25 protein-coding genes and 1 pseudogene are annotated in these 25,444 nt (G+C 39.0%); 16 read left to right on the top strand and 10 right to left on the bottom strand.

Going from position 1 to position 25,444, the window contains the following annotated elements; genetic code table 11:
* Nucleotides 1-46: 46 nt before the first annotated feature.
* The 4 genes from DFO72_RS19315 (at nt 47) to DFO72_RS19330 (ending at nt 3,959) form a co-directional block, all read left to right on the top strand.
* Nucleotides 47-523, top strand: a complete 477-nt coding sequence (locus tag DFO72_RS19315) for a hypothetical protein (protein WP_113883253.1) — start codon at nt 47-49, stop codon at nt 521-523.
* A gap of 170 nt (nt 524-693) precedes the next feature.
* Complete coding sequence (locus DFO72_RS19320) at nt 694-1,959, top strand: DUF5667 domain-containing protein (protein WP_243856214.1); 1,266 nt, start codon at nt 694-696, stop codon at nt 1,957-1,959.
* Nucleotides 1,960-2,073: 114 nt separating this feature from the next.
* Nucleotides 2,074-2,817 carry an RNA polymerase sigma factor SigI gene (gene sigI, locus DFO72_RS19325; protein WP_113883251.1) on the top strand — a complete coding sequence of 248 codons (744 nt, stop codon included), beginning with the start codon at nt 2,074-2,076 and terminating at the stop codon, nt 2,815-2,817.
* On the top strand, nt 2,814-3,959 hold the full coding sequence (locus DFO72_RS19330; RefSeq protein WP_113883250.1) for an anti-sigma-I factor RsgI family protein: 1,146 nt from the start codon (nt 2,814-2,816) through the stop codon (nt 3,957-3,959). The genes sigI and DFO72_RS19330 overlap by 4 nt, the downstream gene beginning before the upstream one ends.
* A gap of 49 nt (nt 3,960-4,008) precedes the next feature.
* Here DFO72_RS19330 and DFO72_RS19335 read toward each other — a convergent pair whose 3' ends face one another.
* The 4 genes from DFO72_RS19335 to DFO72_RS19350 form a co-directional block, all read right to left on the bottom strand.
* Nucleotides 4,009-4,209 (bottom strand): alpha/beta-type small acid-soluble spore protein, encoded by a 201-nt coding sequence (locus tag DFO72_RS19335; RefSeq protein WP_009331086.1) that lies wholly within the window; start codon nt 4,207-4,209, stop codon nt 4,009-4,011.
* A 112-nt stretch (nt 4,210-4,321) separates the two neighbouring features.
* On the bottom strand, nt 4,322-5,653 hold the full coding sequence (locus DFO72_RS19340; protein WP_113883249.1) for a (Fe-S)-binding protein: 1,332 nt from the start codon (nt 5,651-5,653) through the stop codon (nt 4,322-4,324).
* Nucleotides 5,650-7,062 (bottom strand): glycolate oxidase subunit GlcD, encoded by a 1,413-nt coding sequence (gene glcD, locus DFO72_RS19345; protein ID WP_113883248.1) that lies wholly within the window; start codon nt 7,060-7,062, stop codon nt 5,650-5,652. The genes DFO72_RS19340 and glcD overlap by 4 nt, the downstream gene beginning before the upstream one ends.
* 104 nt (nt 7,063-7,166) lie before the next feature.
* Nucleotides 7,167-8,285, bottom strand: coding sequence for a CdaR family transcriptional regulator (locus DFO72_RS19350; protein ID WP_113883247.1), 1,119 nt, complete (start codon nt 8,283-8,285; stop codon nt 7,167-7,169).
* A 138-nt stretch (nt 8,286-8,423) separates the two neighbouring features.
* On the opposite strand from DFO72_RS19350, the gene DFO72_RS19355 reads away from it, so the two are divergent.
* The gene (locus DFO72_RS19355; protein WP_113883246.1) at nt 8,424-9,788 is read left to right on the top strand and encodes a TrkH family potassium uptake protein; all 1,365 of its coding nucleotides are present in this window, start codon (nt 8,424-8,426) and stop codon (nt 9,786-9,788) included.
* A gap of 72 nt (nt 9,789-9,860) precedes the next feature.
* On the opposite strand, the gene DFO72_RS19360 is transcribed toward DFO72_RS19355, so the two are convergent.
* The gene (locus DFO72_RS19360; protein WP_113883245.1) at nt 9,861-10,211 is read right to left on the bottom strand and encodes a DUF3905 domain-containing protein; all 351 of its coding nucleotides are present in this window, start codon (nt 10,209-10,211) and stop codon (nt 9,861-9,863) included.
* 167 nt (nt 10,212-10,378) lie between these two features.
* Here DFO72_RS19360 and DFO72_RS29585 point away from each other — a divergent pair, with 167 nt between their 5' ends.
* Entirely contained in the window at nt 10,379-10,540 is a 162-nt protein-coding gene (locus DFO72_RS29585) for a hypothetical protein (protein ID WP_166672519.1), read from the top strand.
* Nucleotides 10,540-10,695 carry a hypothetical protein gene (locus DFO72_RS29590; RefSeq protein ID WP_166672520.1) on the top strand — a complete coding sequence of 52 codons (156 nt, stop codon included), beginning with the start codon at nt 10,540-10,542 and terminating at the stop codon, nt 10,693-10,695. Before DFO72_RS29585 ends, DFO72_RS29590 begins: the two co-directional genes overlap by 1 nt.
* A gap of 27 nt (nt 10,696-10,722) precedes the next feature.
* On the opposite strand, the gene DFO72_RS19365 is transcribed toward DFO72_RS29590, so the two are convergent.
* Nucleotides 10,723-12,471: a B12-binding domain-containing radical SAM protein gene (locus DFO72_RS19365; RefSeq protein WP_113883244.1), complete on the bottom strand. Its 1,749-nt coding sequence runs from the start codon at nt 12,469-12,471 to the stop codon at nt 10,723-10,725.
* A 205-nt stretch (nt 12,472-12,676) separates the two neighbouring features.
* Here DFO72_RS19365 and DFO72_RS19370 point away from each other — a divergent pair, with 205 nt between their 5' ends.
* The 4 genes from DFO72_RS19370 to DFO72_RS19385 all read left to right on the top strand — a co-directional run bounded on the left by DFO72_RS19370 (nt 12,677) and on the right by DFO72_RS19385 (nt 16,365).
* Nucleotides 12,677-13,393 (top strand): (Fe-S)-binding protein, encoded by a 717-nt coding sequence (locus DFO72_RS19370; protein ID WP_113883243.1) that lies wholly within the window; start codon nt 12,677-12,679, stop codon nt 13,391-13,393.
* Nucleotides 13,394-13,521: 128 nt separating this feature from the next.
* Nucleotides 13,522-14,952 (top strand): LutB/LldF family L-lactate oxidation iron-sulfur protein, encoded by a 1,431-nt coding sequence (locus DFO72_RS19375; protein ID WP_009331076.1) that lies wholly within the window; start codon nt 13,522-13,524, stop codon nt 14,950-14,952.
* Nucleotides 14,949-15,668, top strand: coding sequence for a LutC/YkgG family protein (locus DFO72_RS19380; protein ID WP_113883242.1), 720 nt, complete (start codon nt 14,949-14,951; stop codon nt 15,666-15,668). The genes DFO72_RS19375 and DFO72_RS19380 overlap by 4 nt, the downstream gene beginning before the upstream one ends.
* 454 nt (nt 15,669-16,122) lie before the next feature.
* On the top strand, nt 16,123-16,365 hold the full coding sequence (locus tag DFO72_RS19385; protein ID WP_113883241.1) for a hypothetical protein: 243 nt from the start codon (nt 16,123-16,125) through the stop codon (nt 16,363-16,365).
* A gap of 278 nt (nt 16,366-16,643) precedes the next feature.
* Here DFO72_RS19385 and DFO72_RS29595 read toward each other — a convergent pair whose 3' ends face one another.
* Together DFO72_RS29595 and DFO72_RS19390 are read right to left on the bottom strand one after the other, a co-directional pair.
* On the bottom strand, nt 16,644-16,820 hold the full coding sequence (locus DFO72_RS29595) for a hypothetical protein (protein WP_166672521.1): 177 nt from the start codon (nt 16,818-16,820) through the stop codon (nt 16,644-16,646).
* Between the two features lie 506 nt (nt 16,821-17,326).
* The gene (locus tag DFO72_RS19390) at nt 17,327-17,590 is read right to left on the bottom strand and encodes a hypothetical protein (protein ID WP_113883240.1); all 264 of its coding nucleotides are present in this window, start codon (nt 17,588-17,590) and stop codon (nt 17,327-17,329) included.
* A gap of 209 nt (nt 17,591-17,799) precedes the next feature.
* Between DFO72_RS19390 and DFO72_RS19395 the strand changes: the two are divergent.
* A pseudogene (locus DFO72_RS19395) lies at nt 17,800-19,094 on the top strand (IS110 family transposase).
* A 465-nt stretch (nt 19,095-19,559) separates the two neighbouring features.
* Here DFO72_RS19395 and DFO72_RS19400 read toward each other — a convergent pair.
* Nucleotides 19,560-19,994: an Rrf2 family transcriptional regulator gene (locus DFO72_RS19400; protein WP_113885666.1), complete on the bottom strand. Its 435-nt coding sequence runs from the start codon at nt 19,992-19,994 to the stop codon at nt 19,560-19,562.
* Between the two features lie 205 nt (nt 19,995-20,199).
* On the opposite strand from DFO72_RS19400, the gene DFO72_RS19405 reads away from it, so the two are divergent.
* From DFO72_RS19405 to DFO72_RS19415, 3 genes are all read left to right on the top strand, one after another.
* Nucleotides 20,200-21,072 carry an SDR family oxidoreductase gene (locus tag DFO72_RS19405; RefSeq protein ID WP_113885665.1) on the top strand — a complete coding sequence of 291 codons (873 nt, stop codon included), beginning with the start codon at nt 20,200-20,202 and terminating at the stop codon, nt 21,070-21,072.
* Between the two features lie 292 nt (nt 21,073-21,364).
* The gene (locus tag DFO72_RS19410; RefSeq protein ID WP_113885664.1) at nt 21,365-21,652 is read left to right on the top strand and encodes a DUF5316 domain-containing protein; all 288 of its coding nucleotides are present in this window, start codon (nt 21,365-21,367) and stop codon (nt 21,650-21,652) included.
* A 134-nt stretch (nt 21,653-21,786) separates the two neighbouring features.
* A complete protein-coding gene (locus DFO72_RS19415) occupies nt 21,787-22,359 on the top strand; it encodes a hypothetical protein (protein WP_113885663.1) in 573 nt (190 codons plus the stop codon).
* Nucleotides 22,360-23,420: 1,061 nt separating this feature from the next.
* Here DFO72_RS19415 and DFO72_RS19420 read toward each other — a convergent pair.
* Nucleotides 23,421-23,990, bottom strand: coding sequence for an MEDS domain-containing protein (locus DFO72_RS19420; protein ID WP_113885661.1), 570 nt, complete (start codon nt 23,988-23,990; stop codon nt 23,421-23,423).
* Nucleotides 23,991-24,505: 515 nt separating this feature from the next.
* Here DFO72_RS19420 and DFO72_RS19425 point away from each other — a divergent pair.
* A complete protein-coding gene (locus tag DFO72_RS19425) occupies nt 24,506-24,916 on the top strand; it encodes a hypothetical protein (RefSeq protein WP_113885660.1) in 411 nt (136 codons plus the stop codon).
* The last annotated feature ends 528 nt before the right edge of the window (nt 24,917-25,444 follow it).

Consider the following 25,444-nt stretch of genomic DNA (forward strand, 5'->3'; position numbering starts at 1 on the left):
AAACAGAGCACAATAAAAGTATCGACTTGTAGCTGGTGGTAATGAAATGAAAAAATTCAGTAAACTAGAAGCAGTTTTTTGGAGTATTGCATTGCCTGGTTTTAGCCAATTATTAATGGGGCAGCTGTGGAAGGGAACTTTATTTGTCGCGCTTGAATTCATCATTAATGTATACAGCCATTTTAATTCAGCCATCATGCTCAGTTTCATGGGAGAAATTGATAAAGCGGTTCATGTCCTTAATTATCAGTGGCTCATGTTTTACCCATGTCTTTACATGTTTGCAATGTGGGATGCATATCGTACGGCTATGCCGGAAAATGAAGAATTATCTTTCCTTCCCTTTGTGTTCAGTGCCTATTTTGTAACAGTAGGACTTATGTACTCAACCAAGCTGAAATTATTTGGGGTTTTTTTCGGACCGGTCTTTCTTCCTATGCTCTTTGTTATTCCGGGTGTATTCACCGGTCTATTGATCAGGTGGATCATTTTGAAATGTAGAAAGCGCCCGGTGGAAAGTTAAGATGGCACATGATTTAATTATTGAAAAAAGCTTTGGCACACTAATCAATTTAGTGATTGTTAAAGCTTTTTATCTTTTTTTAAAATAATTTTTTTAATAACCCCCAAAAATCTCTTTCATGAAACCGTACAGTTGTAATGAACAAGCGGCCGCTTAAAATAATTTTTGGGGTGAAATCATTGGAATTTTTATCCAGTAAAGAAATGAATAAAATGGCAAAAAGCACACTTGCACTGGTGATTGCGGGAACATTCACATTTTCAGCCGCAACAGCCTTTGCAAGTGAGAACAAGGAAGATGAAGAATTTGAAACAGTTGAACTAAAAAATGATCCTTCAGCTGAAGCAACAGCTGAAACAAATAAAGATACAGCAGAATCCATTGAAAATGCTAAAGAAAAGCTTGATAAAATTGAATCAGAAGCCCCATCTCTGTTGCCTGGAAGCTTCTTCTACTTTGCAAAGCTTGCATTGGAAAAAGTGAAGCTTGCTCTAACTTTTGATGACATTAAAGAAGCAAAACTGCTTGCCGGCTATGCTGCAGAGCGTATGGCTGAAGCAGAAGCACTTTTTGCTGAAGGAAAGGAAGAGGAAGCTTTAGAAGCAATAGAAAAAGCACTGGAACAAATGGAAAACGCTGAAACCATCGTTGAGGAAGCGAATGAAGACCCAGGAAAATCAAAATCAGGTGATGAGGACAACGGTAATCTAATTAGTGAAGACGAATCAGCTGAAGAGGGTGCTCCTGATGAAGACGCTGCAGACGGTGAAGATTCTTCTGATAATGATAGCGCTGACAAGGAAACTGAAGATGAAGTAAAAGAAATCCTTGCACAGAATATCATTGCCCTCCAGGCAAATCTTGCTAAGTTTTCAGAAAGATTCGATGAAAACCATCCTGCAGTTTTAGCGATGCAAAAGAACATTGCTAAGTTCACTGAAAAATGGTCTGAACAATTGATAGATGAAAAAGAATATACTGAAATTGACCAGGCTGGGCAATCTGAAGAAAAGGCGCCTGCTCCGATTAAATCTGAAGACCCTGAAGCAGCAGGAGATCCGGCGAAAGAGATTGATGAATCAGCTTCTGAAGAGCAAACTGTGTCACCTGAAAATCCCGTGAAGGTGTCTAAAGAGGCAAAAGATGCAGCTAAAGCTGAGAAGAAAAAAGCACATGAAGAGGCAAAGGTTTTAGAGGCTCAAAAGAGAGCAGAAGCAAAGGCGGCACGTGAAGAAGCTAAAAAAGCAGAAAAGGAAGCACGCGAGGCAGCTAAACAAGCTGAAAAAGCAGCACGTGAGGCAGCCAGGAAAGAAGCAAAAGAACAGCAGGTAAAGAAAGTTCAAGAAAAGCAGGCAGAGGCAATGAGCCATGCCGGCAAAGGAAAAGAGAAAGCTGAAGAAGTAAAAGGTCAAGGAAAAGAGAATAAAGGCAACTGATTTAAGATGGAAAAGAAAGCGCCTCGAGGCTTACATTTCCTTTGCCAATACCACCCTAAAAAAAATAACCTGGACACCGTATGATATAATGTGTTTTGAAAAGAGGTGGGGCAATTGCTAAGTTTATTGTTTTTGGCAAAGAAGCGTAAAAGAACGCTCGAAGAAACGGTAGAGTTAATACAGCAGGGAGATACAGCATTAAATAATGAGCTAATAGAGTCATATAAGCCGTTTATTGCTAAAACAGTATCATCAGTCTGCAAAAGATACATACATGAATCAGATGATGAATTCAGCATTGGTCTCATCGCTTTTAATGAAGCCATTGAAAAGTATAGTCCTGATAAAGGGAGTTCATTGATCAGTTTTTCGGAAGTGCTGATCAAAAGACGGGTTATTGATTATATCCGCAAGCAATCCAAATTTCAGAATCTTAGTTTTAATGGAGGCTCTAATCTGGAAGATGATGATACGGGTTCTGCGATTGAAGACGAATTGTCCATAGAAGACTTCAGGAAAAAAACGGATGAAGAACTGAGAAAAGAAGAAATTCTCCAGTTTACACAGATTCTGCAGGAATTCGACCTTACCTTCAGCGATCTGATCGAGCAGTCTCCAAAACATGCTGATGCACGAAAAAATGCGATGACAGTAGCCAAGATTCTGGTTGAAAATGATGAACTCAAAAAAATACTTTATGATAAAAAAAAGCTGCCGATAAAGCAGCTGGAGAGCTATGTATCCTTAAGCAGGAAAACAATAGAGAGAAACAGGAAATATATAATTGCCATATCACTGATATTAACTGGTGATTATATCTTTCTAAAGGATTATATCAAAGGGGTGTTGGAAACGTGAAAACAGGAATTATCATGGAAATAAACGAACGTTTTTTAACACTATTAACCCCGGAAGGAGAATTTCTGCGGGCCCGAAAACAAGATGGGGCATATGCACTTGGCCAGGAAATTGAATTCTTCCCAATAGAACTGAAAAACGGAAAAAAGTCCTCGCCTTTAACTATTTTTAATCTATTTAAAGGAAAAGGATTAATGGCAGCAGCTTTTGCGCTAATGCTCGCAATCGTTTCTTTTTTGCCGTTCCTTCAAAACGACGAAGTGTATGCATATATGTCAATCGACGTTAATCCGAGTATTGAATTAGGGGTCAATGAAAAATATCAGGTAGTAGAGCTCGTTCCTTATAATGAGGAAGGAGAACTAATTATCCAAAACATCAAGAATTGGGAAAAAACCAGCATTCATGATGTAGCTGACAAGATTCTGCTTCAAATAAAGAAACAAGGCTATTTTAAGGAAAATAAAGAGGTAGTGATTGCTGCCGTTTATACAGAACAGAGTAAAGAAGCGGATAAGCGCATTCAGGAGGAGCTGGCAAATATTAAACAAGCTGCACAAAAAGAGCAGCTTGAAGTAACTTTACTGGAAGCAAGTGAAGAGGAAAGAGAAGCTGCTATTGAAAAAGGGCTCTCACCTGGAATATATAAAGAAAATAAATTAAAAGCTGACGCTGACAAGAAAGAAAGACCTGAACCTGCAAATCCGGATAAACAGACAGATAAAGAAACTCGTGCTCCGCAAAAGCCGGCAGAAAATACGCAAAGCCAGTTAAAAAAGCAGGAGAAAATAGAAGATAGTAAAGAAAAACCTGATGTTCCGGGGCAAATAAAGAAATCTGAGAACCAGCAAAATAACAGCGGTAAAAACAATGGAAACAATCCTGGAAAAAGGCAGGATAATAAAGAAAAGAAAGATCAAGAAAATAACGTAAAAGCCCAAAAACCTCAAAATCATTCAAGCGAAAAAAAAAATAATAAAGGTAATGAAAACAGAAATAGCCCCGAGAGAAATCCCAAAGAAAAAGATAATGGGAAAAACAGAGGCGGGAATGGACCTGAGAAAAACCAGAAAGACAGGGACAATCGAAATAATGCCAGCGGAAACAATCAAGGGAAGCATAATGACAGAGGGAAATGGTAAGAATAAAGTCCGGAGATGGCTCCGGACTTTTTCCATTTATATGAAGTTGTTATTGGTTATTTTGGCCGGACATTTGTGCCTGTGCCTGCTGGACTAGGCGCTTAGTAATTTCTCCGCCCACAGATCCGTTAGCCCGGGATACAGTATCAGAGCCTAATTGAACACCAAATTCCTGGGCAATTTCATATTTTACCTGGTCCATGTATTGTTCAATCCCAGGAACTAAAAGCTTATTGCTGCTTCTTGCCATTGTATTCAACTCCTTTTTATTGGTCTTACAGAGTTTATCTTCCCTCTGTATTTGTAGTATGAATTAAAAAGGGAGTTTCATAAGTGGTAATATTTCGGCATAAGCAATTTCTTTACTTTTTTTTATCAACAGCAGCTTCCAGAAGAATATCTGCAATATGAACGGCTTTTACGTTTCCTGATAAACCTTCACGTTCTATCCCCAGCTTCATCTGCAGAAGACAGCCCGGATTAGAGGTCACAATTACTGCTGCATCTGCCGACTTGGCCTGAATCATTTTATGATCAAGTATCTGCATTGACATTTCAGATTCAACAATATTATAAATACCGGCAGAACCGCAGCATCTGTCTGCATCCTTCATTTCCCTGAATTCGATGCCTTTAATTGAATTCAGAAGGGTGCGCGGGGCTGTTGATGTTTTCATGACATTGCGCAAATGACAGGAATCCTGATAGGTTATAATCTGCCCTGGCAGCTCAAGATTAACTTTTTTGTGGAATTCTAGTTCGTATAGAATCTCGCTGATATCTTTGAGCTTTTGAGAAAAATTTACAGCTCGTTCATGCCATTCCCGGTCATCTTTAAGAAGATGGCCATAGTCAATAAGGAATGCTCCACATCCACCTGCATTTGTAATAATATAGTCTGCGTCCAGCTTCTCAAAAGCCTCTATGTTCCGCTTTGCCAAACTTTTAGCCGTCTGTTTTTCACCGCTATGGCCATGAAGAGCGCCGCAGCAGGCTTGATTTTGAGAAATATGAATTTCACATCCTGCAAGCTGAAGAAGTTTTATTGTCGCATTATTGGTCTCCAGGAACATCGTATCCATTAGGCACCCAGTAAAAAAAGCGGCTTTTTTTATAGGTTTATCTGCTGAGAGATATGATGGCCTATTTTTCATTTCTTTTAATTTTGGCACTTGAGGAAGTACCTTTTCCATGGCCGTGAGGTTTTTTGGAAGCCAATTCAGCATTCCTGTTTTTCTGGCGGCCGATTGCAGACCTGAACGCTGATAAAAGCCCAATAGCCCGGCAGCTGCCCTCATTCTGTTCTGGTGGGGGAAAAGCCCATTAAAGACCAAACTGCGAACCGCTTTGACCGGAAGCGAGTGTTTCTTATTCTGAATAATAATATCTCTTGCTTCTTCCAGCAAGTGCCCATATTTTACTCCTGAAGGACATACAGGCTCGCAGGCCCGGCAGCCCAGGCAAAGATCAAGAGATCTCTCTACGTCTTCATCCGGTTCAATTAATCCGTCTGCAACAGCTTTCATTAACGCGATCCTGCCCCTTGGAGAATGTGTTTCTTTAAAGCCTGACTCGACATAAGTGGGGCAGGAAGGGAGGCAAAAGCCGCAGCGCATGCAATTCAGCAGCTCATCTTCATTCATTCGGTTCTTAAATTCTTCCTGAATGATTGTTTGTTCTTTTAATGTTGTCATTGGGCAACCACCACTCGTTTTCTGTCATCCTTGGCAAAAATTTTGCCGGGATTAAGAATGTTATTGGGGTCTAAAGCAGTCTTAACAGCTTTCATTGCATCAATGCCAGCCTGGCCAAGTTTCAGTTCAAGATAGGGAGCTTTCATGACCCCTACTCCATGTTCGCCTGTAATAGTCCCTCCAAGTTCAATTGCCTTGATAAAAATCTCTTCAAAAGCATTTTCAACCCGTTCCATTTCATCTTTATCCCGTGCATCTGCAGGGCAGGTCGGATGCAGGTTTCCATCACCGGCATGGCCAAATGTACAGATGGAAAGTCCGTATTTTTTTGAAATTTCACTTATTGCTTTTACCATGTTGGCAATTTCAGATCTTGGCACTGTAGCATCTTCAAGAATGGTTGTCGGCTTAAGGCGCGCAAGGGCGGATAATGCGGCACGCCTTGCAGTCCGCAAGGCTTCTGCTTCCATTTCAGAATTTGCAAGCTGTACAGATACAGCTCCTTGTTTCTTGCAGATTTCAGCCATCTTCTGCATATCTTTTTCCACGACCTCAATAGGACCATCCTGTTCAATAAGAAGGACAGCTTGGACATCGGTTGGCAATCCAATTTGGGCAAAATCCTCAACTGCTTTTAATGTAGGCTGATCTAAAAATTCAAGGGTGGCGGGTATGATTTTGTCTGAGATGATTTTTGAGACTGATTTTGCAGCTTGTTCGAGATCCTGATATAATGCGAGCATTGTCTTTTTTGACTCAGGAAGCGGGATTAATTTTAATGTTGCTTCCGTAATGATCCCCAAAGTTCCTTCAGAGCCAACCAGCAGTCTGGTAAAATCATATCCTGCTACATCCTTCGCAAGCTTGCCGCCGGTTCTAATAATGTCGCCGCCTGCAAGTACAGCTTCCAGCCCCATCACATAGTCCCTTGTAACTCCATATTTCAATCCACGCAGTCCGCCTGAGTTTTCATTTATGTTTCCTCCGATTGTGCTTATTTTCATCGAACTTGGATCAGGAGGATAAAAGAGCCCTCTTGCTTCAACCTCGTTTATCATGTCAAGCGTGATGACCCCAGGCTGTACTGTAACCGTAAGATTTTCTTCATCGATTTCAATGACCTTATTCATATGCTTAAACAGGAGTACAATTCCGCCTTCTGTAGGACAGGTGCCTGCACATAAATTGGTGCCTGATCCCCTTGGCACGATTGGAATTCCTGAGCTGCTGCAAATATTGAGGATACTGGATACTTCCTGAGTATTTCGCGGACTGATGACTGCATCGGGCATCGATTGGAAATTTGGAGTAGCGTCATATGAATAGACGAGGCGCCCTGCTTTGGAGTCATCATAATTTTCTGCGCCGACAACGGCAATTAATTTTTCTTTTATTTGAACGTCAACCAAATGGATCCACTCCTTTAATGGAAGCTGGCAATATCTATTTCTTTAAGTATAAAAAAACAGGGAGCGCCCTGCTATGGTTAACTATACAAATATTTATGGATATTTTAATTGTTTTTTGTGCCTTCCTCTAAAAGTTTAATCGCGATGTATAATTTCATTAAATCATTCAAATTGGATGTATATAGGCCGGAAAGATCCGATATTTTCTTGAGTCTGTAATGAAGGGTGTTAATATGTATATGCAAAGCTTCAGCAGTATTTTTCAAAGAGTGATTTTGCCTGAACAGTTCCTGAAGGGTTACCATAAGATCCTGTTCATTCATGAATGTCCCGATCGTTCTTTCAATGAAGTCCTTTTTAGTTTCTGGAGAGAGATCATCAAATATCATTTCAATGGTCAAATCCTGATCAAATATGATGGTGTCCCGGTCTTTTGCGATTTTTAAAGCTCGTTCTGCCTGCATAAATGAGTCGGAAAGGCAGAAGGGAGGCAATGGTTTACCGGTGCCAATACTTACTTCAGCAGCCAAAAGGTTTTCAAGAAAACGATGGAAGCGAGTGACCCTTTCTCTTAACCTATTTTCTTTTTTTGCTGAAGAAATACCTGATAAAAGTACAATCCGGTTGTTTCCCCAGCGAATTAGAATATCATGCGGACCCGCTTCTTTCCAGGATAAAATTCTATTCCAAGGATCCCTATGAAGCAATTGGCTATTTTGCCTGAATTCTGCGATGGAAACCTGTCTGTCCACAGCCAGATTAATTTTCAGAAGATGAGCCCGTTCTTTGAAGGCAGGATCCCATTCTTTTGCCTGCAGCCAGTCAAACATAAAACCTTCCAGTGCACGAGCCTGCCAATCGAACTGCTCTGCAAAGTAACTCTCACTGATAAATAACTCTGTTAGTTTGCGGATGATTTCCGCGAATGGGGAAATTTTATCGGGGTTTCCGGTTATGCCAATAACACCAACTGTTTCCCCTTTAAAAAAGATCGGCAGATTAATGCCGGCTTTTACACCTTGAAGGCGCGACTGATCCTCCCTGGTAATAATCAGCTTTTCTTTATTTTTTATGCAAATCAGTGCCCCTTCATGAAAACTGCCTATTCTGCCTGCATCTGTACTTGCAATGATCCCCCCGCAGGTATTGGCAACTATGATATCTTCCTGAAGAAACTGACGCACTTCAGCTATAATTTTTTCAGCCAGGTCAGGCAACAACATGTCATATCTCCCTTTGATTTTTTGACTTTATTATATATAAATAAAAAACTTCCTGCGAATTTTCTAATATCCCTTTTAAAAACCGGGTATATTCATTATGATAAGGGTTAGAAAAATTTTGAAGGGGACAGGTATGATATGTGGAAAGACGTAAGAAATTGGCTGGATAAACTAACACCTGCCCAAGTAATATCCGGATATTATTTATTGGCAGTATCTGTATCGGTACTTTTATTAAAAATACCGGCTGTACATAAACCAGGAGTGGAGGTTGCATTTATTGATACGGTTTTCACGGCTGTCAGTGCAGTAAGTGTGACCGGTCTTTCTGTAGTTGATATATCGGCAACATATAGTGTTTTTGGTTATTTTGTCATCATGTTTGTCCTTCAGTTTGGCGGAATAGGGATCATGGCGCTTGGCACATTCTTTTGGCTCCTGCTGGGCCGCAAGATTGGATTAAGAGGGCGCCGCCTCATCATGGTTGATCATAATCAATATGCCTTGTCCGGCCTGGTCAATTTAGTAAAAGAAATCATTAAAATTATATTAGTGATTGAAACGCTTGGTGCGCTCATATTGGGTTTTCATTTTCTTAAATATTATCCTGCATGGGATGACGCATTCCTGCATGCGCTGTTTGCATCTGTCAGTGCAACAACCAACGGGGGCATGGATATAACAGGAGCCTCTCTTAAACCATATGCCGGCGATTATTTCGTGCAGCTGATCAATATTATTCTGATTACTTTAGGAGCTATAGGTTTTCCTGTTCTTATCGAATTAAAGCAATATCTATTTAGGAATAAATGGGACCAGGAACCATCTTTTCGCTTTTCTTTATTTGCAAAATTGACGACCGTTACATACGCCGCCCTTCTTGTGTTTGGTACGGTTATTTTGCTCATCCTGGAATTCAATCAATATTTCAAAGACATGAATTGGCATGAAAGCTTCTTTTATTCCTTCTTCCAATCTGCTACCACCCGGAGCGGCGGTTTATCAACGATGGATGTTAATGAATTTACAATGCCTACTCTCATCATAATGAGTATTTTAATGTTCATCGGGGCATCACCGAGTTCTGTCGGTGGTGGCATCAGGACGACTACCTTTGCAGTGAATATCCTTTTTATATATCACTTTGCCAAAGGAAATCGGGATATAAAAATATTTAAAAGAGAAATTCATGAAGATGATATTCTGAAGTCTCTTGCTATCACATTGCTAGCTATTGGAATGTGTTTTCTCTCTGTAGTCATTTTAAGCATTACAGAAAAGCAGATGGAGCTAATTGAAATCATTTTCGAGGTCTGTTCAGCTTTTGGTACTACGGGGCTATCGTTAGGAATCACACCGGAATTATCAATGATCGGAAAATGTATCATAATGGCCTTAATGTTTATTGGAAGAATTGGATTAACTTCCTTCTTATTTATTATAGGCGGCAAAGAAAAACAGCCGAATTTTCATTATCCTAAAGAGCGTGTTATTATTGGCTAAAAAAGCAGCCCGGAAGATTATTCCGGACTGTTTTTTTTGTATCCCTTCACCTATACGGCTGGGCTTTTCTTATTAATCCGTCCCGCGGCTGACATCTTTAGTAGGATGCATGAATGGGTAGCCTTGAGGCGGCTTTTTGCTTTCAAGGAGTTCTTTGTTTTCCGTTGTATTCCAGCCGATATCATTTGTCGGATGAATCCAATCCTCACCTGCCATCACTGCAGGATCTGTTTCATCGCTCCAGTTTTCCAGCGGTGAACTGTCCGAAGAATAATAACTATCCCCAATGGTTACGCCAAAAGAATTCGTGAAGGGCGGCTGAAGTTTCATGCCTGTGTCTTTAAAGCTCGGTGCTTCTATTTGATGTGGAAGTGTCTCATCAATGCCAATGCTTCTGATATCTTTATTCCTTTTATTAGTCATATCGCTCATTCCTTTTTACTCTATTTTTTGCACCCCAGTAAAATTTATGATTGTAAAATAAGGAAGGCTCAGATAGGAATGAAACTGTGTTTTTTACTAAAAATAAAGCTGTGTTAAACCTGACAATGGATTTAGCACTATGAAATATATTTCAGGAGGAGATTGGGATGGCCAAACGAAAAGCTGAGTATAATGCCGTTGAAAAATACAGCAAGACGCCTAAAAAGAACCTGCAGGAATCTGAGTTTTCAGCAGAATTCAGCCAGGGCGAGAATCCCATGAAAATGGCTAACCGCAACTCCAAGCATGGGAGAGAGGGAAGAGCCTAGTGGATCATAATAAACCACGAAAAAAAGGACGGAAAAATGGCTCGGCCAATGTAGAATTCGGTATGGAGTTTGGTGATATAAATGCCGGAAAACTTTATGAGCTGCCATTTATGAACCGTGATAAAGATAAAAAGAAAGATCGGGATAAATGTTAAAAAACCGGCAGATTCCTGCCGGTTTTATCAATCATGTATAGGGCCGGTAAAGATGGAAACCTTTTCTGAGCTTGAGTCGAAATAGGCAAGCAGAACTGAGTCTCTCTTTTCAATTATTCCATCCTTAATATATTTTTCAATATCAAAAGATAATCTTTCACTTAAGGTATGTTTGTATATTTCTTTTTCATTCAGCTGAAGGCTTAAGAAGCCTTCACCCAGATGGATTGGATTTTCAAGCAGAGACTGGTAAAGCTTTGATCTCTCGGATTTTTCAAAGCTTGGCTGCCACCAGGGTTTTCTTGGCTTGTATTTTTGTTTTGAAATATAGTCAAACTTCATAAGGCCTTCTGCTATATCCAAATCAGCAATTTTTTTTGATTCCAGGAATTCAAAAAGACGTTTGAAAAGATCCTCAAGCTGATGGCCGATTCTGGACCATCCTTTTTGCTCCCAATAACTGCCGAATTCCTGGAAGAAATCGAATGGAGTCGGAAATACCTTTGTAACCAAATATTCAATAATCGCATCCATTCTATGATCATTCCAATACTTCTCTAAAACATCTTCAACCTGCTTAATGCGAATGATATCATCAAAGGACAAAACATTATTTCCAAGTATTTCATATGGAGAATGGTCCATATAAATATATTGATGATCTTCTGCTCTCAAGCGAAGCCCGGTGCCTCTCAGCATTTTTAAGAAGCCGAGCTGAAGCTCTTCGGGCCGCATTGCAAATACATCGTTGAATGTTCTTTTGAATGAATCATAATCTTCCTCAGGAAGCCCGGCAATTAAGTCAAGATGCTGGTCAATTTTCCCTCCATCCTTTACCATTGTGACCGTTCTGCAAAGCTTGTTAAAGTTCTGCTTCCTCATGACCAATTCATTTGTATAGTCGTTTGTAGATTGTACACCAATTTCAAATCGGAATAATCCTGCTGGAGCTTCCTTGTTTAGAAATTCAATCACTTCCGGTCTCATGATGTCGGCAGTGATCTCAAATTGAAAGACAGTACCAGGCAGATGTTCATCGATTAAGAATTGGAACATTTCCAAAGCATAACTGCGGCTAATGTTGAATGTGCGGTCCACAAATTTAAGGGTTTTTGCACCATTCCTCATTAAATATCGGATGTCGTCCTTGATTTTTTCCCTGTCGAAGTATCGCACACCTACTTCAATAGAGGAAAGGCAAAACTGGCAGCTGAATGGGCATCCCCGGCTGGTTTCTATATAAGTGACCCGTTTAGAAAGGTGGGGAATATCTTCATCAAATCGGAATGGTGAGGGAAGCTCACGCAAATCCAGCTTATTCCGCTGAGGATTAATACGAACCTGGCCATTTTCCCTGAAAGCAAGACCATGCACATTTTCCATATTCATTGTGCCATTCAGCTCTGTCAGCAGCTGTTTGAACGTTTCCTCACCTTCTCCGATAACAATGTAATCAAATTCTTTTACATTGTTCATCCAATCCGCAACATCATAGGTCACTTCAGGTCCTCCGACTGCAATATGAATGGAGGGGTCAATCTTTTTTATCATTTTAATTACCTTAATGGTCTCTTCGATATTCCATATATAGCAGCTGAATCCGATCACATCAGGTTTTTTGCGGACCAGATCTGTAACGATATTCATTACCGGATCTTTAATTGTATATTCGGCTAATTCCACATCGAAATCAGGCTGAGCGTATGCCTTTAGATAGCGGATCGCTATATTTGTATGAATGTATTTGGCATTAAGCGTACTGGCGATAACTTTCATTTATTTTTGAACTCCCTTTTTAGCAACTTAAACATCATATAATTGTATCATATTTTTTAATGAAAAAAAGGAAGTAAAACATTGACATATGATCTGTAAGGTGACTTATACTAATTATTAAAATATTTATAAAAATTCAACAATTTGTATTATAACTATAGTAAGATAGTAGAAAAATACAATATCTAGCTGGGAGAGGGAATGAATGAAGGTAAGTCTTTTTGCAACATGTCTTGTAGATATGTTTCAGGGAAATGCAGGCAAAGCAGCTGTTGAACTGCTTGAACGCCTGGGATGTGAAATAGATTTTCCGGATGAACAGGTCTGCTGCGGCCAGCCTGCCTACAACAGCGGCTATGTGAAGGAATCAAAGGAAGCCATGAAAAGGATGATCACAGCATTTGAACATGCAGAATATGTTGTTTCCCCTTCTGGATCTTGCGCCTATATGTTTCATGAGTATCCGCATGTTTTTAAAGGCGACTCTGTATGGGAACCCAAAGCAAAAAGGCTTGCTGAAAAGACATACGAACTTACTCAATTTATCGTTGAAGTTCTAAACGTTGACGATGTCGGGGCAAAGTTAGAAGGGAAAGCCACCTATCATACCTCCTGCCATATGACCAGGCTTCTTGGGGTAAAAGAAGCACCTATGAGGTTATTAAAAAATGTAAAGGGCCTGGAATTCGAAGAGCTTCCCGGCAAGGAGCAATGCTGCGGTTTTGGCGGTACTTTCTCCGTGAAAATGGCTCAAATATCTGAACAAATGGTAGATGAGAAGGTTGGGCATATAGAGGAGACAGAAGCAGATATTCTCATTGGAGCTGACGCAGGGTGCCTGATGAATATTGGAGGCAGGATCGGTAGGCAGGGAAAACCAATAAGGGTTATGCATATTGCTGAAGTGTTAAATTGCCGGTAAGCCATTAATGGTCATGCTTTCTTGCAAAGCAGGAAAGACAGTTTTGAACGTTGATAATTGTCTTGCGTAAGAGCCTGCCCCTCGTGTGTCAGGTAAGGTGCTTGCGCTTTTCTAAAGGGGGAATAGAAATGGCTATGAAAATAGGAACAAACGACTTTAAGGATCGTGTAGATTCCGGGATAAGCAATTCCTTTATGAGAGGGGCAGTTTCAGGTGCACAGGAAAGGCTTCAGACAAGAAGGCTTGATGCTGCCGCAGAACTTGGAAATTGGGAAGAATGGCGGTCGCTATCAGAAGAAATTCGCCAGCATGTACTTGAAAATCTTGATTTTTATTTATACCAGCTCAGCGAAAATGTAGCTAAAAGGGGAGGGCACGTTTATTTTGCTGAAACTGCTGAAGAAGCCTCTGCCTATATACGGGAAGTAATTGAAAAGAAGAATGCAAGAAAAGTAGTTAAATCTAAATCGATGGTAACCGAAGAGATTCATTTAAATGCCTCACTGGAAGAGGCCGGATGCCAGGTCATTGAAACTGATTTGGGGGAATACATCCTTCAGGTGGACGACCATGATCCCCCTTCACATATAGTGGCGCCTGCCCTTCATAAGAATAAAGAGCAGATTCGTGATGTTTTTGCAGAAAAACTGAACTATCAGAACACAGAAAAGCCGGAAGAACTTGCGTGGCATGCGAGAGAAATGCTGCGCCACGAATACTTAACCGCTGATGTTGGCATTACGGGCTGCAACTTCGCTGTGGCTGAAACAGGTTCAATCACATTAGTGACTAACGAAGGCAATGCAGATCTTGTCACTGCCTTGCCTAAGACGCAAATTACGGTAATGGGCATGGAAAGGCTGGTCCCGACTTACGAGGAAATGGAAGTGCTTGTAAGCATGCTGACAAGGAGCGCTGTTGGACAAAAGCTTACGAGCTATATTACTGTTCTGACAGGTCCAAAAGAAGAACTCGATGTCGATGGTCCTGAAGAATTCCACCTGGTTATAGTAGATAATGGCCGCTCTTCGATTTTAGGGGGAGAGTTTCACTCCATTCTCCAGTGTATCCGCTGTGCTGCTTGTGTAAATGTTTGTCCCGTATATAGGCATGTTGGCGGCCATTCCTACGGATCCATTTATTCAGGCCCGATTGGAGCGGTTCTGTCACCCCTTTTAGGCGGCTATGATGATTATAAGGAATTGCCTTATGCATCAACACTTTGCGGAGCCTGTACGGAAGCCTGTCCGGTCAAAATCCCTCTTCATGAACTTCTTCATAAACACCGGCAGGTAATTGTCGAAAAAGAAGGAAGGGCTCCCATATCGGAAAAAATGACCATGAAGGCTTTTGGGCTGGGAGCTGCTTCGCCGTCCCTTTATAAACTGGGGTCAAAGCTGGCACCGGCAGCCATGAATCCATTTACCGCCGGCGACAAAATTACAAAGGGACCAGGCCCCTTAAAGGCCTGGACAGAAATCAGGGATTTTCCAGCTCCTAATAAAGAAAGGTTTCGCGATTGGTTCAAAAACCGGCCGAAAGGAGGCGGACAGCAGTGAAGGGAACCATTCAGAATCGAGATGCTTTTTTAAATAAAATTGCAGGCAGATTGGGCAGAGAAAAAAGAGTTACTGGAGTAGAAAGACCAAAATGGAGCTATAACCCGCAGGATGCAGTCTTGAAAGAAGCAGATGCTGATGAGCTTCTTGAAGCATTAAAGACACAGTGTACGAAAATCCACACTGATCTTGCTGTAACCAATGCTGCCAATTTGACGGAAACGCTTAAAGAAATTGTAGCCCAGTATGGCGGGGGTCCAGTTGTGACCTGGAAGGATGACCGCTATAAACAGTTTGGGCTTACACCGCTATTTAAGGAAATTTGGCCAAAAGAGAAAGTGGAAGTATATGAATGGGATTATTCTGAAGAAGGAAGAAATATTGAATATGCAGAACATGCCAACATCGGCATTACGGTCAGTGAAATAACTCTCGCTGAATCCGGCACAGCAGTCTTGTTCAGCAGTAAGGATCACGGACGGACAGTCAGCTTTCTCCCTGCTGCTTCAATCATCCTTATTCCGAAGAGCACCCTGGTCCCGCGTATGACACAGGCTGCAAGGATCATTAGGGAAAGGGTAAACTCAGGGCAGCTGGCACCTTCCTGCATTAATTTCATTACTGGGCCAAGCAACTCCGCTGATATTGAGATGAACCTCGTTGTTGGTGTACATGGGCCTGTTAAGGCTGCGTATATTGTTATTGAAGATTTATAAAGCCTTAGACACCCGGCATCCTGGTTTGTAAGTACGAGAAAAAACGCCAACTTTTGTTGGCGTTTTTTTCTGAAAGCGTCCCAGGCGAGATTCGAACTCACGACCTACAGCTTAGGAGGCGGGCTATCCTAAAAGGAAAGACTTTGGGTAACTTTGAAGAACCCTTGTTAAATCAACTTTTTTGAACTGAGAACCGGATTGAGTTGGTTAGGATTTGGGGCTTAATGATGAGTTTCGACCCCAAATCGACCCCAACGACCCCAAATTAACTCTTTGCCTGAGAGTAATAAAACAATCTGCACTTAAACTAAGAATAATTTTGTTTAAGTGTAATACTTCACAATCTCCTGTTTAGTAAATAATCACTGTCACAGGAATCAGATATTCAAACTAATTGAATTGAAATGAAAAAAATTGGAATAATAATGACGATTATGAAGGGAGGATGATTTTTTTGTGTTTTGATGTAGGTAAATTACAGCAAAAAGGTATGGATACATTAAAGGAAATTAATGGAAAAGCTAGTACTCTGATAGAAAATACAGAAGCTGATGGTACCGCATTACAATTAATGATGAAACCCTTGAACCTGGTGTTGGAACTGATGTCGATATTGATGCTATTACTTGCTCTTGGGTTTGGTCATCATGGGATTATTATACAGTTACAGCAGACTGGAAAGCAGGGACTCAAGTAGTTACTCAAGCCATTCTAAGCTTAATACCAAAGGTTGGATGGGCTGCAGGAGCATTGGCTAATGTATGGATTCAATTTCAACTAAAGACCGGATACTTTAAGAGACGTGGAGCAACAGCTGCCGACACAGATCCTAATTATCTTTGGTCAAAAATGCAAGTAAACCTGTATAAAGATAGTGCTAGAACTATACTATTGAGTTCTAAAACTTCTTCTCCTCAGAAAGTAAGAGTTTACTAATAAAAAAGCCATTTCCTAAAAGTAGGAGAGGGCTTTGTTCTAACTTTTACTCGATTTTTTTCTTTTTGATAATAAAAAGAATTGATATAACCCAAATAGGATCGCTAATAAAATCAATGCGTAAAAACCATATTCACGTGGGACTGTAAAATAAACAATTATCATAGCAAGAACAAATACTAAATATCCCCCAAAATACCCTTTATTAAAAGTCACCGGCTAGACCTCCTTTGTAAAATTATAACATATTAAATTACAATATTTAACAGATGTTTGGTCTGACTTTTTTTGCTTTAACTTAAAAAAGGTATTTCATTGACCATTAAGATTATTTGGCCCCTTTTGAGTACATTTTTCTCTTTGTATTAAAGAATAGTAAGCTCAACTGTTCATCAGATTTAACATTTTTTAATTCTCATCAACTCAATTACATCCACAAATCAACGTCCTTTTTGTAATAATTTGTGAATAATATACAACCTTCATTTATTCTGTAATGTTTGATATATTATCTTCTGAGGTGACTACATGGAATACGATTACGATAATATTGATCTGGATAAAATCTACATTTATAATGAATTTCCTGATAAACAAGCTGGACGTTGGGACAACTGCGGTAATTCTCATTTTAAGTCAAAAGTTGGAAATGGGGAATTCCTTAGAAAGTGCAGTAATTGTGGATTGAAGAAGTCAATTTAATTATTGGCTTTTTTGTTTACTTAAAAAGGTAAATCGTCCTCAACAACCGGCTCGATTTCTTTAACAATTTCAGTAATATCATTCTCCTCGTTCCAGGTAACCATCTCAATAATCAAATCCCTGCAGCCAGATTCCCTCCATTGTTGCTGGATCCATTCGTAGGCTACAACTGCTACTGCAAAGTTTGGATCATCCTTAAAATCTCGGTCTCGAACGAAAAACTTTCCGCGGCTTGAACCTCTATTGCCTTCAATATTGAGCTTTGTTTCAATTACTACCCTCATTTAGATTTCCTTTTTAATTTAATTATATACAAACAAATGTTCTGTTTTCGATAAATACAAAGCATTAATGTCTTATTCAACTAACGGGGCAGCATTCCTGTAATGAAGGAAAATGAAGTTTGAACAAAAAAATAACCTCTTGGTAGAATGAGAGAGTCCTGAAGCCGGCAAGCGAAAAGGACATTACTCAAATACCAGGAGGCTTTAAAATGAATTATAACCAGAATAAGAAGATTGCTCAAATTACTCCTTACACCCTGATTATAGGGGTGGATATCGCGAAATTCAAGCATGTGGCACGTGCCCAGGATTTCAGGGGAATGGAGTTTGGAACCCCTTGTTATTTTGAAAATACAAAAGAAGGTTTTGAGCATTTTCTTCATTGGATTTCGGAAACGAAGAAAGCACGTAGTATGGAGAATGTGATTGTCGGTATGGAGCCAACAGGTCATTATTGGTTTAACCTGGCTCATATTTTAAAAGAGAACGAGATTAAGTTTGTAGCTGTAAATCCCTTACACGTAAAGAAAAGTAAGGAACTTGATGATAATTCTCCAACTAAAAATGATGTAAAAGATGCCAAGGTCATTGCCCAACTGGTCAAGGACGGAAGATACGCCGAACCTACCATACCGCAAGGTGTTTATGCCGAACTCCGTGTGGCAAAGAAAATACGCGATCTTTTAACGGAGGACCTTCAAACGGTCCAGGGCCAGGTGCATAACTGGATTGACCGGTATTTCCGGAATTTCTTAAGGTCTTTAAGAAGTGGGAGGGCAAGGCTGCATTACAATTCTTACGGCTTTATGCTCTACCGCATGAAATAGCCAATTTCACAGAAGATGAATTGCTTATCCATTTAAGAAAATCCGTAAAAAAAAGTGTAGGTGCTAATAAGATTCGGAAGTTAAAGCAAGCAGCGAGTCAGTCCATCGGACTTCGCCAAGGCTCTGAGATGGCAAAAATGGAGCTGAAAACTCTTCTGGCTAAATATGATTTGATTCAGAAGGAATTCGAAGAATTGGACGGAAAAATAGATTACCTGCTTGATGAAATTCCAGGTGTAGCCCAAATGTTAGCGATCAAGGGTGTTGGAAGAGATACAGTCGCTGGTTTCTTTGCGGAAGTGGGTGACCTACGTGAGTACACTCACCCCCGACAAATTATTAAGCTGGCTGGCTTGAGTCTGAAGGAAAATACGTCTGGAAAGCATAAGGGAAAAACCACCATCTCCAAGAGAGGACGGAAGAAGCTAAGGGCTCTGTTGTTTAGAGTTTGCATGATTCTCGTTGCCAAAAATTCAGCTTTTAAGGCCCTGCATGCTTACTTTACTCAACGGCCAGACAACCCGCTAAAGAAGATGCAGTCCCTTATCGCTTTGTGTAATAAATTGATTCGTATTTTCTTTAGTATAAGTAAAAAGCAATTTGAATTTAGTGAAGAAAAGATGTTAAAAGATATCCCTCACTTGGCAGGATCAAAGAAGGCAGAACTGGCCGCTTAATTCTGGTTTCGTTTAGATTAGAAATGGTTCTTGGCTTATAGTTTTGGAGACATTGAAGCACGGATTAGTCGGCAAAGCAACTAAATTACGGGCATGGACCCTGTGGGGCAGCATGGCCGACATCCACCTCATGGAAAGGTTGGACGAAGGAATTTGAGAGCGAAGACTCTGTGAGGCATGGGAGGGTTGACCTCCATGAGATATGTGGACATCTACCAGTGCGGTCATATTCTTACTACTCCACCAATTTCTGTAATAGATTGGTTAGAGGGATGTAGCTCGTTTTTCTCGGCGTGTCCGAATATATCCTTTTCAGTGACTATCCTCCAATTGAAACCCATTTACCGGCAGGTAAATAACTATGAAAATCTAAGAAATCAGGAGTAATCGGGTGTGTACGCTTCTTTTATTGAGGGAGGTTAGTTTATGTACAAAGAAAAAAGACATTCCTTTGGAATACCTTTTTTAACAGATATTTTCTTTAGTAGCAATATCCTTCACAACATCTTCTAAAGTAACATTTCTTAAAACCTTCTCCATTGCCAATTGTGCTGCTGCGAATAATGGTTCAATTGTATTCTGGATGTTCCTACCTACGAGACAATCAGGATGTGGACTTTCATGTATGCTAAACAATTCTTTCTCCTGTACAACATTCACTGCCTTATAAACGTCGAACAGTGTAATATCAGATAATTCTTTTGCGAGTTTAGCCCCTGCAATGCCTGGATGGACCTCTATCAAACCAGATTTTTTTAGCATTCCCATTAGTTTTCTTATCACCGCTGGGTTTGTGTTAACACTTGAAGCTAAGAATTCAGAAGATGTTACTCCTTCTTTATTTAATTCAATTAGAGCCAATATATGAATTCCGACAGCGAATCGGCTGCTGATGGACATGTTCGATCACCACCCATATTAACTATTCCGTTACTTAATTTTATTTCTTCATCGTGTAATTAATTTGATTACAAGTTTATTATACCAAATTATGAACAAAATAATAAATAGCATTTTCACATGTTGACAAATTGATTACATGTAACTAAAATGATTACATGTAATGAGTATTGTTACAGAAAAAGCCGAATGAGAGGAATACAAAATGAAAATATTAATTACAGGAGCAACAGGGAAATTAGGTTCAAAGGTTGTAGAATCATTATTGAAATCTATACCTGCAAGTGAGCTAGCAGTGAGTGTTCGAAACCCAGAGAAAGCAGAAGGACTTCGGTCCCGTGGAGTGGAAGTTCGTCAAGGAGATTTTGACCGTCCAGAAACATTAGATAATGCTTTTACAGGGATTGATCGCTTATTAATTATTTCTGCCGATGGTGACAATGAAACAAGAATTCATCAACATACTAATGCTGTCCAAGCAGCTGAGCGTGCAGGGGTAAAATTTATTGCTTACACAAGTTTAGCAAACGCAACGGAAAGCAAAAATTTAATGGCTCCTCCTCATGTTGCGACAGAAGCAGCCATCATTAAAACGGGTATCCCATATTCTTTCTTACGTAATAATTGGTATTTGGAAAACGAAATCGGAAGCATTCAAGGTGCTTTGAAAGGAGCTCCATGGGTAACCTCTGCTGGAGAAGGTAAAGTAGGCTGGGCACTGCAACAAGATTACGCAGATGCAGCGGCAGCGGTTCTTGTTGGAAACGGTCACGAAAATACAGTGTATGAACTTTCTGGTCCTCTTTTAACTCAAGAAGAATTGGCATCTGCTCTTGGTAATGTATTGGGTAAAGAAGTACCTGTACAACAAGTTAGTGACGAAAAATATGCAGAGGTCATGAAAGGCTTAGGTTTACCTGATTTTGTGATTCCGATTGTAGTAGGAATTCAAGAAAGCATTCGGAACGGTTCACTAGGTGTTGAAAGCAATGATTTTGAGAAAGTTCTTGGTCGCTCAGTTACGCCGATCAACGAAGCACTGACCCAACTTGTTAATACAATTTCACATACAAAATAAAATTAAAAAAACCGACTTAAAGTCGGTTTTTTTGCAGAATTATGCAGTTGTAATCCTAAAACCGAGGAGGTTAAACATGAAAATTAATTATCAGATTGTGAAAAAATATACTTAAACTAAAGGGTGCTTATATTCAAGATCAGCTGCTGAACCAGGCAGCTTTTTCTTATTTAACAAACGGGGCAGGTTTGTATAATAAGCGGTATATTTAATTTCGTATAGATTATTTTTAATGTTACGAAACCTTTAAGGTGTTGTTCCGTATATATAGTGAAAAAGGAGATGTTAAAAAGTGAAAAAAGGTTTTTTGATTGGCATTTTACTAGCTTTTTTCCTTTTTCTCTTTGGTTTTTTTACAAATTTGGATGTGTTTATTTTGATTTCAGGCGGTATTGGATTAGGTTGCCTTTTAGTAGCAGGATTACTTTCTGGAGTTTTTATAAGTGGTGATAAAATCAGAGCTAATTTTACTACTGAAACAAGTTCTGAAGGGCAAAAAAGGTACAATAGAATGCTTACTCTGGTTGCTGTTGGAGCACCCAATTTTTTAGTTGCTATCTTATTGACAATGATTTCTTAATAGTGTTGATAATTAGAGCATTTCTGGACTCTATTAACTTATAACCCCCTCGGCGTTGTGTGAGAGTTCAAGAGTACAGAAAGAATTTTTAAATACTTTACTTTCTAAGCTACCAGTTGCAAAGGGGTCGAAAGATGTATAAGAAAATACTGGCTTTCATAGTCCTAACATTTTTAGTTCTTGTCGGTTGTGCAGACGGTCAAGAGAAATTCCCAACTGCATCGATTACAAAAGAAATGGAAGAAGCACTGGGAACGGACATTGTTATTCCAAACTTGGACGGTTATCAAATTAATTATGCCGAAATTCAGAATCCACCAGTCTTTGAAGGTAAGCCACTTGGAGACAGACAAGTTGCTACAATCACTTATACAAAAAATAGGGGGAAACTTGTTGAATTAACGGATAAGCAAAAAGAAGCTATTGAAAATGCTAATGAAAGAAAAATATTGTTCGGAGAATTTAAAGGCGAGCGACTCGTTACTTTAGAGGTCAGTAATTACGAAGTGTTGCAGGCAGATTCTGAAACAAAAAAAATTGAAGGAATCCTAGTGGATTATTCTTTCAAGGAAAGTGAAGATGGCGGCAGGTTTGAATTCTATGCAATTAATCTAGAGGGAGTTTCTTATGTCTTTACGGTAACTCCTTCTGACGATAATGACCCTTTGGAACTTGTTAAAAGTGTAATCAGACAAATTAAACAGTAAACACTAGTCGGGATGAAATTAAGGTCAGTCTTCTTCAACATAATGGAGCTTATGTTCAAGATCAGCTGCCAAACTAGGCGGCTTTTTTCTTGTTGAACAAAAGGGGCAGATTAATGAAATATAGATATACTCACTAATCAACAAAATGTTACAATTATTGGTAGAGGTGAAAGAGTTGAGTATTTTTCTTTTTGCTGTCATTCACATTTTGATAGGATTAGCCTTAATTTATTTTTATGGAAAATTGCCAAAGGCACTAACGGTATTTTTATCTGTGTTCTTTATTATGAGTTTTCTTTATTGGGGAACAATTTTAATAAATTCTTCGTTAAGCTAATGGGTGCTTATGTTCAAGAACAGCTGCTAATCAGGCATCTTTTTTCTTATTCGATAAACGGGCAGGTTAGTGGAAGAAGGGAATTATCCGTTTCTATTGAATAATGGTAAATGAACATAAATATAGGCGGTGGCATATGTTTAAGAAAAGCATCAGATTCCCTTTACTATATTTTATGGCAAACACAATTTGGCAATTAAGTGTTAAAGATAAAGTTACGTGGATAGAAAGTTTAATTATCTGTTTTATAATGTTTTTGTTTTTTCTACTTTATGAATGGTCAAAAATTCCTTATAAGTGGAATAAGGAAAAACATTGATTAGGTTACCTGGTAAGAATATAAATTGTTTCAGGTGCGTTCCTTTAAAGATCTGTTGCTAAGACTTTTAGAAATTCTACCGTCTGAGAACTCAGAACGCCTTCTAAAGGTACAAGAATTTGCAGGAGAATAAGGGGTTTTAATTGAATATTATTAAAACCTGGAGGTAAATTGGAACCGACTGGAGTAAGCTTGGAGCTGTCATTAAAGGCAGCTTTTCTTATTGAACTAAAGGGGCAGGATAGTTGAATTTGACCTAGAACGGGCAAGGTATCAGTGCTTAATAAATTGCAATAGGAATTGTAGAACAGAAGAAGTTAAAAGGGATCTTTGATAAATTCAGGGACTTTGTCAATAATAAAACGCCTAGAAAAATTCCCTAAGCGTTTTATTATTAATTATTTTTCATTCGGTATTGGCTTGCTTGTATTGTTTGGAGATGATGATATCATCTTCAAATAAAACATATGGATGAGTTTCCATCAAAATAGTCGTAAGGTAATCTGGCATCCTCTCTCCTTCATACGCACAAATTAATGGAAACGAAAGTGTATTAACAGCTTCGTCTACGATTTTCTCAAAGTCCTCAATTAAATGAAGCGGATCTTTCATGCTGGACCACTCCACATGTGCCCATGATCGAAATGAGATTTTATTATCTACAAACGGCTGTACCATGTTATTAAAATATTCAGTGATTGCAGGAGGATGGTAGCTTCCACTTGAATAATAGAAATCGTAGTTGTTTATACGATGAACGAATCTCAATTGTTCCTCATTGAACCGTCTGCTCAGTTCTTTTTGTATAATTGGGTAGACACGGTCATTTTCTATAAGAATAATGTAATCCCCTGCCGAGATACCATGCTGGATAAAGCTTACAACCTTTTCTATGTAATGCTCCATTCCATTATAGGAATATAGCACATGGACACTCTTTTGTTCCTCAAACAGCTGGTTCATATTTCTATTCAAGTGGTCTCACCCCAACTTCATTTTATCTGTCTTAGTTCCCGATCCTTTATAAAGGTCAGGTCACCAAGAAATGTCTAATCAATTCCTTTAACCTTAACATAGTGAAATTCACATATATATAGTAGTTTTGTCTGAAAACAATGTATAGTACACAGCATCTATGAAAAGGATATATATTTCATTCGGGCGTTTAGCCAACAGGGACGAATTAGTTTTGAATGAAGGGCTTATTGAAGAAACGGGCAGGTTAGTTTAATAAGGGTGTATTCACAGTAGATAATAAAGTATAAATAAAATAACTAGGAGCAAATATGACAGAAATATGGATTGTAGAAGAAAGAATTTCATGAGGAGAAATATTTTCCCCTTAATAAATTTGTTTCGAGCTTACCAAAAGGAACAGTCATAACACAAATAAACGATACATTGGTGACTGGTGATAACATTAAAGAAGAATAATGTTTTTTAACTAACAGGTGCTTGAGTTGAACAATGATTAAAAGGAGTAATTGGAAATGAGTTTGGCTTCTTACATTGGCTGTAATATAGAAATACCGATTAATGATCATGAATACTCAGATGATTTTTTTTACATTGGCGGTTGTTTCGCAGGTGATGACGAACTACAAAACGTAAAGAAATATCAATTTACTACGCCGTATATTTATGAAGTATCCAGCCATTGGGGAATTCAGATTTTTAAATATATGGATCCAGAAGCGTCTACCGAATCGAAAAAGAAGCTAATAGAACTATGTAAAATTATGGACAGTTACCTTGAAAAAGGTGATTTTTTTGAATTATATAGTTGTTGGGTAGGAGAAGAAACTGATAAACGGGAAGGTGAGTTAACTCTTCAAATCAATAACTTTGATATTAACCAGATTGAAATACCCGAAAAGACTTTAGTTAGATTTGAAAAATGAAGTTTTCTTCTTCAACTAACGGGGGCATTCCTTCAATAAGGGATGCTATTTGTAGCTAAAACATTGGTGTTGCTACATTAACTTACTTTGACGAAAATAAATAATGAAAGCTAAGCACCGTCCTTTCTCTACATTTTGTAATAGGGGAAGGGTGGTGTTTTATTATATAAATTACAGCCAACGGATCTTGATAGAAATAATTGTAACCTTTTATCTTCTTTTGTAGAAAACAACCAACTAATACATTAATCATGCTAAAGTGAACAAAACATATTTGAGGAGGAAGGGTAGTGCAGTATATTAATAGTTTTGGTTGGGTCCTAAATATAATTCTATTGATCTGTTTTGTTATAGCATTATTGGCGCTAATGAGAAAACCGAAAGAAAATCGAAAGAACACAAAGGAGAAAATGTGAAGGAATGTACTTAAACAAAACCAGCTAATAGTTTGTCAACATTTTTCAATGAAATAGAATTTTTAGTATGGTAAGCTAAAAATAAGCATGCCAAATAACCTTCCATTATGTC

It is taken from the genome of Cytobacillus oceanisediminis (assembly GCF_004366035.1).
GTDB lineage: Bacteria > Bacillota > Bacilli > Bacillales > Cytobacillaceae > Cytobacillus > Cytobacillus oceanisediminis_C.

Coding starts and splice junctions, on each gene's coding strand:
- DFO72_RS19315 (WP_113883253.1), top strand. CDS start 47: ATGAAAAAATTCAGTAAACTAGAAGCAGTTTTTTGGAGTATTGCATTG.
- DFO72_RS19335 (WP_009331086.1), bottom strand. CDS start 4,209: ATGGCAAGAAGCAGCAATAAGCTTTTAGTTCCTGGGATTGAACAATAC.
- DFO72_RS19340 (WP_113883249.1), bottom strand. CDS start 5,653: ATGACAACATTAAAAGAACAAACAATCATTCAGGAAGAATTTAAGAAC.
- DFO72_RS19350 (WP_113883247.1), bottom strand. CDS start 8,285: ATGTTGTTGCCTGACCTGGCTGAAAAAATTATAGCTGAAGTGCGTCAG.
- DFO72_RS19355 (WP_113883246.1), top strand. CDS start 8,424: ATGTGGAAAGACGTAAGAAATTGGCTGGATAAACTAACACCTGCCCAA.
- DFO72_RS19360 (WP_113883245.1), bottom strand. CDS start 10,211: ATGACTAATAAAAGGAATAAAGATATCAGAAGCATTGGCATTGATGAG.
- DFO72_RS29585 (WP_166672519.1), top strand. CDS start 10,379: ATGGCCAAACGAAAAGCTGAGTATAATGCCGTTGAAAAATACAGCAAG.
- DFO72_RS19365 (WP_113883244.1), bottom strand. CDS start 12,471: ATGAAAGTTATCGCCAGTACGCTTAATGCCAAATACATTCATACAAAT.
- DFO72_RS19370 (WP_113883243.1), top strand. CDS start 12,677: ATGAAGGTAAGTCTTTTTGCAACATGTCTTGTAGATATGTTTCAGGGA.
- DFO72_RS19375 (WP_009331076.1), top strand. CDS start 13,522: ATGGCTATGAAAATAGGAACAAACGACTTTAAGGATCGTGTAGATTCC.
- DFO72_RS19390 (WP_113883240.1), bottom strand. CDS start 17,590: ATGAGGGTAGTAATTGAAACAAAGCTCAATATTGAAGGCAATAGAGGT.
- DFO72_RS19400 (WP_113885666.1), bottom strand. CDS start 19,994: ATGTCCATCAGCAGCCGATTCGCTGTCGGAATTCATATATTGGCTCTA.
- DFO72_RS19405 (WP_113885665.1), top strand. CDS start 20,200: ATGAAAATATTAATTACAGGAGCAACAGGGAAATTAGGTTCAAAGGTT.
- DFO72_RS19415 (WP_113885663.1), top strand. CDS start 21,787: ATGTATAAGAAAATACTGGCTTTCATAGTCCTAACATTTTTAGTTCTT.
- DFO72_RS19425 (WP_113885660.1), top strand. CDS start 24,506: ATGAGTTTGGCTTCTTACATTGGCTGTAATATAGAAATACCGATTAAT.